The 12,408-nt window shown below is 53.9% G+C and carries 13 protein-coding genes; 7 read left to right on the top strand and 6 right to left on the bottom strand.

Annotation, left to right across the window (positions count from 1 at the left end; all coding sequences use genetic code 11):
* Positions 1-57: 57 nt before the first annotated feature.
* From rnm to rluB, 3 genes are all read left to right on the top strand, one after another.
* Complete coding sequence (gene rnm, locus DPA2511_RS09955) at positions 58-951, top strand: RNase RNM (RefSeq protein ID WP_012765538.1); 894 nt, start codon at positions 58-60, stop codon at positions 949-951.
* Between the two features lie 83 nt (positions 952-1,034).
* Complete coding sequence (locus DPA2511_RS09950) at positions 1,035-1,655, top strand: L-threonylcarbamoyladenylate synthase (protein ID WP_012765537.1); 621 nt, start codon at positions 1,035-1,037, stop codon at positions 1,653-1,655.
* Positions 1,656-1,934: 279 nt separating this feature from the next.
* Positions 1,935-2,804, top strand: a complete 870-nt coding sequence (rluB, locus tag DPA2511_RS09945; protein WP_012765536.1) for a 23S rRNA pseudouridine(2605) synthase RluB — start codon at positions 1,935-1,937, stop codon at positions 2,802-2,804.
* Positions 2,805-2,855: 51 nt separating this feature from the next.
* Here the strand turns inward: rluB and cobO are convergent, their stop codons facing one another.
* Together cobO and DPA2511_RS09935 are read right to left on the bottom strand one after the other, a co-directional pair.
* Complete coding sequence (gene cobO / locus DPA2511_RS09940) at positions 2,856-3,446, bottom strand: cob(I)yrinic acid a,c-diamide adenosyltransferase (protein WP_012765535.1); 591 nt, start codon at positions 3,444-3,446, stop codon at positions 2,856-2,858.
* 23 nt (positions 3,447-3,469) lie between these two features.
* Positions 3,470-4,231 (bottom strand): YciK family oxidoreductase, encoded by a 762-nt coding sequence (locus DPA2511_RS09935; protein ID WP_012765534.1) that lies wholly within the window; start codon positions 4,229-4,231, stop codon positions 3,470-3,472.
* Positions 4,232-4,521: 290 nt separating this feature from the next.
* Between DPA2511_RS09935 and sohB the strand changes: the two genes are divergently transcribed.
* Positions 4,522-5,568, top strand: coding sequence for a protease SohB (sohB, locus tag DPA2511_RS09930; RefSeq protein ID WP_012765533.1), 1,047 nt, complete (start codon positions 4,522-4,524; stop codon positions 5,566-5,568).
* A gap of 86 nt (positions 5,569-5,654) precedes the next feature.
* On the opposite strand, the gene DPA2511_RS09925 is transcribed toward sohB, so the two are convergent.
* Complete coding sequence (locus DPA2511_RS09925) at positions 5,655-5,921, bottom strand: YciN family protein (RefSeq protein WP_012765532.1); 267 nt, start codon at positions 5,919-5,921, stop codon at positions 5,655-5,657.
* A gap of 428 nt (positions 5,922-6,349) precedes the next feature.
* Between DPA2511_RS09925 and topA the strand changes: the two genes are divergently transcribed.
* The 3 genes from topA to cysB all read left to right on the top strand — a co-directional run bounded on the left by topA (position 6,350) and on the right by cysB (position 10,330).
* Positions 6,350-8,956: a type I DNA topoisomerase gene (gene topA, locus DPA2511_RS09920; protein ID WP_012765531.1), complete on the top strand. Its 2,607-nt coding sequence runs from the start codon at positions 6,350-6,352 to the stop codon at positions 8,954-8,956.
* A gap of 125 nt (positions 8,957-9,081) precedes the next feature.
* Positions 9,082-9,387, top strand: a complete 306-nt coding sequence (locus tag DPA2511_RS23695; RefSeq protein WP_194250213.1) for a hypothetical protein — start codon at positions 9,082-9,084, stop codon at positions 9,385-9,387.
* Positions 9,356-10,330 (top strand): HTH-type transcriptional regulator CysB, encoded by a 975-nt coding sequence (gene cysB / locus DPA2511_RS09915; protein WP_012765530.1) that lies wholly within the window; start codon positions 9,356-9,358, stop codon positions 10,328-10,330. Before DPA2511_RS23695 ends, cysB begins: the two co-directional genes overlap by 32 nt.
* Positions 10,331-10,443: 113 nt before the next feature.
* Here cysB and nth read toward each other — a convergent pair whose 3' ends face one another.
* The 3 genes from nth to rsxG are packed head-to-tail and all read right to left on the bottom strand — an operon-like array spanning position 10,444 to position 12,400.
* Positions 10,444-11,079 (bottom strand): endonuclease III, encoded by a 636-nt coding sequence (gene nth, locus DPA2511_RS09910; RefSeq protein ID WP_012765529.1) that lies wholly within the window; start codon positions 11,077-11,079, stop codon positions 10,444-10,446.
* Entirely contained in the window at positions 11,076-11,771 is a 696-nt protein-coding gene (locus DPA2511_RS09905; RefSeq protein ID WP_012765528.1) for an electron transport complex subunit E, read from the bottom strand. The genes nth and DPA2511_RS09905 overlap by 4 nt, the downstream gene beginning before the upstream one ends.
* Complete coding sequence (rsxG, locus tag DPA2511_RS09900; protein ID WP_153247141.1) at positions 11,768-12,400, bottom strand: electron transport complex subunit RsxG; 633 nt, start codon at positions 12,398-12,400, stop codon at positions 11,768-11,770. Before rsxG ends, DPA2511_RS09905 begins: the two co-directional genes overlap by 4 nt.
* Between the last annotated feature and the right edge of the window lie 8 nt (positions 12,401-12,408).

Raw genomic sequence — 12,408 nt, 5'->3', positions numbered from 1 at the left:
TCTTTTTGTTAACGTTGGTGGCATGATGCCGGCCTGCTTCAGTGAAATCACCTGCTAATGGAAAACGCCGTGTCAGAACATGCAACGCCTTCTCTCTCTTTTCCCGTCTATGATTTGCACAGCCATACCACAGCGTCTGACGGCGTATTGACACCTGCCGAGCTGGTGCGGCGGGCCGTGGATATGCGGGTCGGCGTGTTGGCGATTACCGATCACGATACTATCGCCGGCCTGCAGGAAGCGGAGGAAACCATTCGGCAGTCGTCATTACCGTTGAGACTGATATCAGGTGTAGAGATCTCGACCCTGTGGGAACACCACGAAATTCATATCGTTGGGCTCGGGGTTCAGTGCGGTCATCCAGCCTTGATGGGGTTGCTGCAAGAACAGGTCGTATGCCGTCGCGCTCGGGCTGAGGAGATTGCGCAACGTCTGGAAAAAGCGCATATAGTTGGTGCGCTGGCAGGCGCCTCCCGACTGGCTGCTGGCGGTATGGTGACACGGGCGCATTTTGCGCGTTATCTGGTGGAGCAGGGTAAAGCGGACACCCTCTCTCAGGTGTTCAAAAAGTACCTGGCCAAAGGAAAAACCGGTTATGTTCCTCCCCGGTGGTGTACAATAGCGCAGGCAGTCGACGCGATTCGCCAGTCCGGCGGTGTGGCGGTGCTGGCGCACCCAGGGCGTTACGATCTTAGTCCTAAGTGGTTGAAACGGCTGCTGGATCAGTTTGCTGGATGCGGCGGTGAGGCGATGGAAGTCGCTCAGTGTCAACAGGCGCCGGATGAACGAACTCAACTGGCGCGTTATGCGCTCGATTACCGCTTGCTCGGGTCTCAAGGATCGGATTTTCATCAGCCCTGCGCCTGGATTGAACTGGGCCGTAAACTATGGCTGCCTGGCGGGGTTGAACCGGTCTGGTCGCACCCGGCGCTAACCGGGGCAAGCATTTGAGATCCCCTTCCGGCGGTTTTACTCCCAACCCGTTGTGGTCTTGCCCAGCGGGTTGTGTGTTTATGGCGATATGAGGGAGAGTCATGAGTCAGTTTTTTTATATTCATCCGCAGAATCCACAGCCGCGGCTTATCGGCCAAAGCGTGGATATTCTGCGTAAAGGCGGCGTGATCGTCTATCCCACGGATTCCGGTTATGCATTGGGGTGCATGCTGGAAGATAAAACGGCGATGGAACGTATCTGCCGTATTCGCAACCTGGATCAACACCATAATTTTACGTTGATGTGCCGGGATCTGTCGGAATTGTCGTCCTATGCCTATGTCGATAACGCGGCATTCCGTCTGATCAAAAACAATACGCCGGGGAATTACACCTTTATCCTGAAAGCCACCAAGGAAGTCCCTCGCCGTCTGATGAACGATAAACGCAAGACCATTGGCATGCGCGTGCCGTCCAATCCGATCGCGCTGGAGCTACTGGCGGCGCTCAATGCACCGATGATGTCGACCACGCTGATGTTGCCGGGGAATGATTTTGCCGAATCTGATCCGGAAGAAATCCAGGAGCATCTGGGCAAACAGGTGGATTTGGTGATTCACGGCGGATTCCTTGGGCAGCAGCCAACGACCGTGATCGATTTGACCGAGCCGGCACCGCAGGTGGTGCGAGACGGTAGCGGCGACGTGACGCCGTTCCTGTAACTGACGGTGGGTATCAATCCGGTCGATACGAGAGATATTGAGGCGGCTTGTGCCAGGAATAACGTGCGATACAGCATCGTAGTGTAATGTTTTGCGACGACATAGGCAGTGTCTGACGGGATTGTCATGTTGCCGTTGATGTGCGACGAGCGGTACGACAAATGAGGTTACAGAGTAGACAAAACGCTGTATAATAGCCTGCAAAATAAATTTAAGTTATTGAATTTAAAGATATTTATCCATTCGACGCCTGTGAAGGCGACACTCAGAGGTTGCTCAATGAGCGAAAAACTACAGAAGGTGCTGGCGCGTTCCGGTCATGGTTCGCGCCGCGAAATTGAATCTATTATCCAGCAGGGCCGCGTCAGTGTGGATGGCAAAATCGCCACGCTGGGCGACCGTGTGGACGTCACCCGTGCAACGAAAATTCGTATTGACGGTCATGTCGTTACGGTACGCGAGACGGAAGAAACCGTATGCCGGGTGTTGATGTATTACAAACCGGAAGGTGAACTTTGTACCCGCAGCGATCCGGAGGGGCGTCCGACGGTGTTCGACCGTTTACCGCGCATTCAGGGGGCTCGCTGGATCGCTGTTGGTCGTCTGGATGTTAATACGTCTGGATTGTTGTTGTTCACCACCGATGGCGAACTGGCGAACCGACTGATGCACCCCAGCCGTGAAGTGGAGCGCGAATATGCCGTGCGTGTCTTTGGCGAGGTGGGGGATGACAAAATCCGTCAGTTGAGCAAAGGCGTTCAACTGGATGATGGGCCAGCGGCATTTCGCTCCATTCGCCATCAGGGCGGCGAGGGGCTGAATCAGTGGTATAACGTCACGCTGACTGAAGGCCGCAATCGCGAAGTTCGCCGCTTGTGGGAAGCTGTCGGGGTGCAGGTCAGCCGCCTGATTCGAGTCCGCTATGGCGATATCCAACTGCCGAAGGGGTTGCCTCGCGGCGGCTGGTCGGAAATGAGTCTGGAGGATGTCAACTACCTGCGCGAGTTGGTGCAGCTGTCGCCGGAAACCGTCAGTAAACTGCCGGTGGAGCGTGAGCGCCGTCGTCTTAAAGCCAACCAGATTCGTCGTGCGGTTAAACGTCACAGCTTGGTTGGAGCCCGCCGTAACGCACCGAAACGTAACGGGTAACTTGCCTGTCTCTGTCGCCGGCTCAGCCTTACGCTGTGCCGGCTGTTCTGCTCACCAGTCGATACCTTGCTGAGCCTGTATCCCAGCGTCAAACGCATGTTTCACCGGCCGCATTTCCGTAACGGTATCCGCCATTTCCTGTAATTCACGATGACAGCCGCGGCCGGTAATGATTACGCTTTGATGCGAAGGGCGCTGGCGCAGCGCGGCGATGATCGCCTCCAGCGGTAGATAATCGTAGCTGACCATATAAGTCAGTTCGTCCAGAACCACCAGATCGAGGGTTTGGTCTTTCAACATGCGATCGGCATGTTGCCAAACCTGTTGTGCGGCCCGTGTATCTGTTTGTCTGCTCTGTGTTTCCCAGGTAAAACCGGTAGACATGACCTGAAATTCCACGCCGTGTTGCTGCAACAGATTGCGTTCACCATTCGGCCATTCACCTTTGATGAACTGGATTATACCGGCGCGCAGACCGTGACCGACGGCGCGCGTGACAGTGCCGAATGCTGCGGTGGTTTTGCCTTTACCATTACCGGTAAACACCATGATGACTCCCCGAACATCGGTCGCCGCGGCGATTCGGGCGTCGACTTTTTCTTTCAGGCGCTGCTGTCGTTGTTGATGCCGTTCGTCACTCACTATTTGCCTCCTGCTGCAAAGCGTTACTGGGCCGCCCCGGGTTTTCTGCCGGGTTGGGCATCGAAGCTTATGCCGGTTTTACGGCGGCTGTCGTCACCCATCAGATACAGGTAGAGCGGCATGATATCCGCAGGTGTTTTCAGCTTATCGGGGTCTTCTGCAGGGAAGGCTGTCGCACGCATAGCGGTACGGGTTCCGCCTGGGTTGATGCAATTGACGCGCAGATGGCTATGGCGATATTCCTCCGCCAACACCTGCATCATGCCTTCCGTGGCGAATTTCGATACGGCATAGGCGCCCCAGTTGGCGCGGCCCTCACGACCAACGCTGGAACTGGTGAAAACCAGGGAGGGCGATGCGGCTTTCAGCAACAACGGCAGCAAGGCCTGAGTCAGCATGAAGGTCGCATTAACGTTGACTTGCATGACCTGATGCCAACTGTCGACTGATTGTTCCGGCATCGGGGCGACTTCTCCCAGTAACCCGGCATTGTGCAGTACGCCGTCCAGGTAGGGCTCATCCTGCTCAATCTGTCGGGCGATTTGCATGAAGTCTTCGTGGGACGCCGTCAACATATCGCAGGGGATGATCGTGCTGTGTACGCCCTGTTCCCGCAGGATCTGCCGCCCGACATCGTGCAGTTTGCTTTCCGTGCGCCCCAGCAAAAGAAGTCGCGCGCCGTAACGGGCATAGGTCAGCGCCGCTTCGCGTCCAATGCCGTCCCCGGCGCCAGTGACCAGGATAATGCGTTGTTTCAGCAAATCATTGGGAGGTTGATAATGCAAAATACAGTCCTCGTTATGTCGTCATCCCGTATCCGGTCCGTTGGCCATTCGGATGATGAAAAAAGGCGGAAGCGATTTTATGCCTGATGGAATAGGCATTTTCAATCAGATATCTGGCCTGTTGTGTCATCGATGCGGTAAAAAGCGGCACAAAGCGCAATTTCTATATGAAGATCATCGCTATTGCCGCCGTCATCAGTTAGGTTAGAGACTTAACGCGCGGTGTGTAAGCGCAATTGTTGATGATTAATCAACACCCTATCTTATATTGGTCAATGAAGGCGGTATTTGTGGAATTACTTTCTCAGTATGGTTTATTCCTGGCAAAAGTCGTCACCCTGGTGGTTGCGATTGGCGCATTAGTAGTCCTGACGGTGGGTGTGACGCAGCGCAAGCGCCACCGTAAAGGTGAGCTACAGGTGATTAATCTGGGCGAACAGTACCGGGAGATGCAGCAGGAAATGCAGTCCGCCGCCATGAGTGACGCCGAGCGCAAATTGCTGGAAAAGAAACAGAAAAAAGAAGAGAAAGAGAGCGCTAAACGGGATAAAAAGCGCGCTAAGCGCGGAGAGGAAAAACGGTTCAAGCCCTGTCTGTACGTGCTGGATTTCAATGGCAGTATGGATGCGGGTGAGGTTAGCTCCCTGCGCGAAGAGATATCGGCGGTGTTGGCGGTCGCCAGACCTGAAGATGAAGTGTTATTGCGGCTGGAAAGCCCCGGCGGCGTGGTGCATGGGTACGGGCTGGCCGCCTCTCAGTTGCAGCGCCTGCGGCAGAAGGGTATCCGGCTTACCGTCACGGTAGATAAGGTCGCCGCCAGCGGGGGCTACATGATGGCCTGCGTGGCAGACCGGATTGTTGCCGCCCCGTTTGCTATCATCGGCTCGATTGGCGTGGTAGCCCAGATCCCCAATTTCAACCGCTTCCTGAAGAATAAAGATATTGATGTGGAGTTGCACACCGCCGGGCAGTTCAAACGGACGTTAACGCTGTTTGGCGAAAATACCGACACGGGACGCGAGAAGTTTCGCGAGGAGTTGAATGAGACGCACGAGCTGTTCAAACAGTTTGTGAGCCAGATGCGCCCATCGCTGGATATAGAGGCGGTGGCAACGGGGGAGCACTGGTTTGGCTCGCAAGCCAAAGAGTTAGGGCTGGTGGATGTGATAGGCACCAGCGACGATTTGCTGATTGCTGAAATGGACAATCACGAGGTGCTGGCCGTGCGTTATACCCGACGTAAGCGTTTTCTGGATCGACTGACCGGCAGCGCAGGGGATTCGGCTGAGCGGCTGATGTTGCGTTGGTGGCAACGGGGTAATCAACCTCTGCTATAACAAAACGGCTCCCGCGGTTTTGTTATCCGCGGGAGCCGTTTGGCAATATATCGTTTTTTGACGATAGGTGATTATGAAGGCAATGGTTAGTCGGTCAGGTAATATTTTTCCGACAAAACATGCGCCAGATGTTTAAACATATTGAAGACGGCGGTTGTCTTTGTTGTCGGCAATCCGTCGATATCCAGAAAATATTCCCCCCGGAAAATCAGTACGCCGTTTTTCTGTTCCACATCGTTGGCAAACATGCCGTTCAAATAATCCTCATGATCTTTAATCAGTGTATTGGCCTCGGCCAGCAAGGCGTCGCGGGCGATTGGCATTTTTTTATCAATTGAATTGAAATCGGACATCTGACATTTACTCCTGCAAACATGCTTTCAATTATTGTAGCGCGCAAGATAATTTCACGGCAAACAAACCAGCGGCTCCTATAATTGGTTGCCGATAACGAAAGATATTCGGCGTTGGCGAAATCCGGGGTTACATGCTAATTAGGTTGCGTGACGTTATTTATCAGGTAGAGTGTGGAACTTTGCATCTTAAGGCGGAAGATTTTCTTTACGCCGTGACAGAACGGGTTGCGCTGTGGTTACAATGCGGCAAGGGCAACAAACGACTACTCCTGAGTGATCATGAGGTTGTGACGCGGCAGCCACGTCTGCTGTGATAACAGAACGATTTTTTCCCAGCCTCAGTGACTTGGGATGCGATGGAGTCATCTTGGACTGTGTCGCTGAAGAAAATTTATTTTTAGAGAATTCAGTAGGTAACAATATATATGGGTAAAGCTCTCGTTATCGTCGAGTCCCCGGCAAAAGCCAAAACGATTAATAAGTACCTTGGCAATGACTACGTGGTGAAATCCAGCGTCGGCCATGTGCGCGATTTGCCGACCAGTGGATCTGCCAGTAAGAAGAGTGCTGAGGCCGGCGAAGAAAAAGAAAAGAAGAAAGCGGCGAAACCGGTGAAAAAGGATGAAAAGTCCGCACTGGTGAATCGCATGGGGGTCGATCCTTATAGTGGCTGGAAAGCGCACTATGAAATCCTACCCGGTAAGGAAAAAGTCGTCTCCGAGCTGAAAGCGCTGGCGCAGAATGCCGATCATGTCTATCTCGCAACCGACCTTGACCGCGAGGGAGAGGCGATTGCCTGGCACTTGCGGGAAATTATTGGCGGCGATGATAAACGCTTCAGCCGTGTGGTTTTTAACGAAATCACCAAAAATGCCATCCGTCAGGCGTTCGAGCAGCCGGGTGAATTGAATACCGCCCGGGTGAACGCGCAGCAGGCGCGTCGGTTTATGGATCGCGTCGTCGGGTATATGGTTTCTCCGCTGCTGTGGAAGAAAATTGCCCGCGGGTTGTCCGCCGGTCGTGTACAGTCGGTGGCGGTGCGTCTGGTCGTTGAGCGTGAACGCGAGATCAAAGCGTTTGTACCGGAAGAGTTCTGGGAACTGCATGCCGATCTGCTGACGGGGGATGTCGCGCTGCAAATGCAGGTGACTCATCACAACGATAAACCGTTCAAACCGGTGAATCAGGCGCAGACGCAGGCTGCGGTAAGCTTGCTGGAAAGAGCGCGTTACGTGGTTGTCGAGCGGGAAGACAAACCGACCAGCAGTAAGCCCGGCGCGCCTTTCATTACCTCGACGTTACAACAGGCAGCCAGTACCCGTCTGGGGTTCGGCGTCAAGAAAACCATGATGATGGCTCAGCGTCTGTATGAGGCGGGCTACATTACCTATATGCGTACCGATTCCACCAACCTCAGCCAGGATGCGCTGAGTATGGCGCGTGATTATATCGGTCATCAATTCGGCAAGCGCTATCTGCCGGAAACCGCCAATTTATATGCCAGCAAGGAAAACTCCCAGGAAGCGCACGAAGCGATCCGTCCTTCCGATGTCACTGTGCTGTCTGAGCAGCTGGGCGATATGGAAACCGATGCTCAAAAGCTGTACCAGTTGATCTGGCGTCAGTTCGTGGCCTGTCAGATGACACCTGCACAGTATGATTCCACCACGCTGGTGGTCGGCGCGGGTGACTACCAGCTGCGCGCCAGGGGTCGCACGTTGCGTTTTGATGGTTGGACCAGAGTGATGTCGGCACTACGCAAGAGCGACGAAGACCGTACCTTGCCCGCCATCGAAGTCGGCCAGTCGCTGGAATTGGAAAAATTGTTGCCGAGCCAGCATTTTACCAAGCCGCCTGCACGCTACAGCGAAGCATCGTTGGTGAAAGAACTGGAAAAACGCGGCATCGGCCGGCCGTCCACCTATGCGGCCATTATTTCCACAATCCAGGATCGTGGTTATGTGCGGGTGGAAAACCGTCGTTTTTATGCTGAAAAAATGGGGGAAATCGTCACCGACCGGCTGGAGGAAAACTTCCGCGAGTTGATGAGCTACGATTTCACCGCGCGTATGGAAAACAGTTTAGATCTGGTCGCCAACAACCAGGCCGAATGGAAAGCGGTGCTGGATGAGTTTTTTGCTGAATTCAGCAACCAGTTGGAAACCGCCGAACTGGAGCCGGAGTCCGGGGGGATGAAGCCTAACCAGATGGTGTTGACCAGCATCGACTGCCCGACTTGCGGCCGCAAAATGGGGATTCGTACCGCCAGTACCGGTGTGTTTTTGGGCTGTTCCGGCTATGCGCTGCCGCCGAAAGAGCGCTGCAAAACGACGATCAACCTGATACCCGAAGCAGAAGTGCTGAACGTGCTGGAAGGGGATGAGGCGGAAACCAATGCTCTGCTCGCACGCCGCCGCTGCTCCAAATGTGGAACGGCGATGGATAGCTATCTGATTGATAATCAGCGCAAGCTCCATGTCTGTGGTAATAACCCGTCCTGCGATGGCTATGAAATTGAAGCAGGAGAATTCCGTCTGAAAGGATACGACGGCCCGATCGTCGAGTGTGAGAAATGCGGTTCTGAAATGCACCTGAAAATGGGGCGTTTCGGGAAGTATATGGCCTGTACTAACGACGGTTGCGGTAATACCCGTAAGATTCTGCGTAATGGCGAAGTGGCTCCGCCCAAAGAAGATCCGGTGCCGCTGCCGGAGCTGCCGTGCGAGAAGTCTGACGCATATTTTGTGTTGCGCGACGGCGCGGCGGGTGTGTTTTTGGCGGCGAATACGTTCCCGAAATCACGCGAAACCCGGGCGCCGCTGGTGGAAGAGCTGGTTCGTTTCCATGATCGGTTGCCGGAGAAGTTACGCTATCTGGCGGAGGCGCCGGTTAGCGATCCGCAAGGAAACAAAACGCTGGTGCGTTTTAGCCGCAAAACCAAGCAGCAATATGTCGCCTCGGAAAAGGATGGCAAGGCGACGGGATGGTCGGCCTTTTTTGTTGACGGCAAGTGGGTGGAGAACGTGAAGTAATCCGTATGACGCATAGGCCGTTGCATAGCGATAATGGCCAACCAGCGAGGTCTATGCGTGGGAATATTTGTTGTGCGACCCGATAAAGATTGGAAAGGGTGATATTGAGCCGATCTGATCAGTACGTGAAAAAGCCAGCCTTTGATCCAGGCTGGCTTTTTTATCATTGGGTAATGAATCTCGCACGCCTGCGGCCGATAACAGACATTGAGGTCATTGATTTTGAGCTAAGGCCGGTTCGTCTGATTGAAAATGGTTATATAAAATATTTTTTTATGATTAAATGTCATTTTAATGATAAAGAAACCATCGTGTATCTAACCGCAGTCAGACGACAACAGATAGCCTTAAATAATGAAAAATGTCGCGCGCATTACACAATTTGGAACGGGATAACTTATGAAACTGCAACAGCTTCGTTATATCGTTGAAGTTGTTAATCACAACCTGAATGTTTCCTCTACAGCCGAAGGGCTTTATACCTCGCAACCGGGTATCAGTAAGCAGGTCAGAATGCTGGAAGACGAGTTAGGCATTCAGATTTTTGCACGCAGCGGAAAGCATCTGACACAGGTCACGCCCGCCGGGCAGGAGATTATCCGCATCGCCCGTGAGGTGTTGTCGAAAGTGGATGCCATTAAGGCCGTCGCCGGTGAGCATACCTATCCTGATAAAGGTTCTCTGTACGTAGCGACGACCCACACGCAGGCGCGTTATGCGCTGCCGGATGTCATCAAGGGGTTCATCGAGCGCTATCCACGGGTTTCTCTGCATATGCATCAAGGGTCGCCGACGCAAATTGCCGAGGCTGTGGCGAAAGGCACCGCTGATTTCGCGATTGCGACCGAAGCGCTGCATTTGTACGAGGATTTGATCATGCTGCCTTGTTACCATTGGAATCGGGCTATTGTTGTGAAGCCCGATCATCCTTTGGCAGGTAAGGCGCATGTGTCGATTGAAGAGCTGGCCGCTTATCCATTGGTCACTTATACCTTTGGCTTTACGGGGCGTTCCGAACTGGATACAGCGTTCAATCGCACGGGGTTATCGCCACGGATTGTTTTTACCGCCACCGATGCTGATGTCATCAAAACCTATGTTCGCCTTGGTTTGGGGGTCGGTGTGATCGCCAACATGGCGGTAGATCCGATAAGCGACCCCGATTTGGTGACTATCAATGCTGACAACCTGTTCAGTTATAGCACCACGAAAATCGGTTTTCGCCGCAGTACCTTCCTTCGTAGTTATATGTATGATTTTATTAGGCGTTTTGCTCCCCATTTGACTCGCGATGTCGTGGATACGGCGGTTTCGCTGCGTTCGAATGAGGAAATCGAAGCCATGTTTCGGGATATCACGCTGCCGGTTAAGTGATGCGGATATTCGCTGCCATCGGTAAGCGCTGTGCGTGGTGTGTTATTCTTTTGATATAAAAATCAGGGGCATCCTATCGGGTGCCCCTGATTCGTTGTTCGGGGCGGCTACGGTTACTCGTAGACTTTTTCCTTAAATTCGCACAGATCTTCAATCAGGCAAGAGCCGCAACGTGGCTTACGGGCGATGCAGGTGTAACGGCCATGCAGGATGAGCCAGTGATGGCAATCCACTTTGAATTCATCGGGTACGACTTTCAGCAGTTTCTCTTCCACCTGTTCGACATTTTTCCCCGGTGCAAATTGGGTGCGATTGCAAACGCGAAAAATATGCGTATCCACAGCGATAGTGGGCCAGCCAAACGCTGTATTCAGCACGACATTGGCGGTCTTACGACCGACGCCCGGCAATGCTTCCAGCGCCGTGCGGTCTTCCGGCACCTGCCCCTGATGCCGCTCCAGCAGGATATGGCAGGTCTTAATGATGTTTTCCGCTTTGGTGTTGAACAACCCGATGGTTTTGATATAGCCCTTAATCCCCTCGGCGCCGAGTTCCAGCATAGCCTGCGGCGTGTTGGCGATGGCATAAAGTGTGGCGGTGGCCTTATTGACGCTGACATCCGTTGCCTGCGCCGATAGCAACACCGAGATAAGCAGCTCAAATGGCGTGTTGTAATGCAACTCCGTAGTGGGGTGCGGATCGTTATCCCGAAGACGTGTCAAAATACCGATCCGTTTTTCTTTATTCATTGGGTTCCGCCGTTGATATGTCCAGGTATCGGCGCCGGACGCACCGTGCTGGCGCGGCGTTGCCGGATTTTTTCATCAATAACATATTTTCCCGCCAGCAACAGCCCCAGACCGATAAAAGCGCCCGGCGGCAGGATCATCAGGAGAAACGGAGAATCCAGATGGACTATCTCAATACGCAACGCGCTGGCCCAGGAACCCAGCAGCAGGTCGGCGCCGTCGAATAGCGTACCGTTACCCAAAATTTCACGCAGCGCGCCCAGAACGAACATGGCGCAGGTCGCCCCCAGGCCGGTGAACAAGCCATCCAGCGCGGAGAGTAGAACGCCATTCTGGTAGGCGAAAGCTTCAGCGCGGCCCATGACGATGCAGTTGGTGACGATGAGCGGAATGAAGATCCCCAGCGACTGATAAAGACCATAGGCCCAGGCGTTCATCAGCATCTGCACGATGGTGACGACTGATGCGATAATCATCACATAAATGGGGATTCGAATCTCGGCCGGCATCCATCGCCGTAGCGCAGAAACCGTCGCGTTGGTGCAAAACAGAACCAGCGTGGTGGCCAGCCCCAGCCCCAGTGCGTTAGTCGCCGTCGAGGTCACGGCTAGCAGTGGGCATAATCCTAATAGCTGTACCAGCGCGGAGTTATTTTTCCACAGGCCCTGAAGGATAAGTTCCCGGATTGTCATGATGGCTGTACTCCACAGGCAGGCAGGGTGGTAATACGCGGCGGCAGGCTTTCCAGATACAACGCAGCGCGTTTGACGGCATTAACGACTGCGCGGGGCGTGATGGTGGCGCCAGTGAACTGATCGAACTGGCCGCCGTCCTTTTTCACTGCCCAACTGCCGTCATCACGGCTTTGCACCGTTTTACCGGTGAAATGCCGAATCCAGTTGGAAATACGAAGATCTATTTTGTCGCCCAGCCCCGGTGTTTCATGGTGTTCCGTCACTCGAGTACCCAACACCGTGCCGTGAAAATCGGCGCCGACAAGCAATTGAATGGCGCCGGAGTAGCCATCGGGCGCGGTGATTTCCAGCGCGGCAGCTATCGGTTCCCCCTGTTTGAACGCGATAAATACCCGGTGAGGCGCGGCAGATCCGAGCTCAGGGTCGGAAACCAGATAACAGGCACTCAGCATGTCGCTATCGTAGCGATCACGAGGAACGACTTGCTCCAGCAACGCGCGCTGCTGAGCCTGTGCCTGCCCGGAAATGGTGTCACGGGTAAGGGCATTGACCAACGCGGTCAATCCGGTCGTCAGGGCGGCGAACAGCGCCAGCGTCGTGGCGTGGCGGCGCATGGTGGTAAACAGCATGTTCA

Origin of the sequence: Musicola paradisiaca NCPPB 2511 (genome assembly GCF_000400505.1) — a bacterium.
GTDB classification, from domain to species: domain Bacteria; phylum Pseudomonadota; class Gammaproteobacteria; order Enterobacterales; family Enterobacteriaceae; genus Musicola; species Musicola paradisiaca.
The sequence above is the reverse complement of the archived record's forward strand: the minus strand, read 5'-3'. Positions and strand labels throughout refer to the sequence as shown.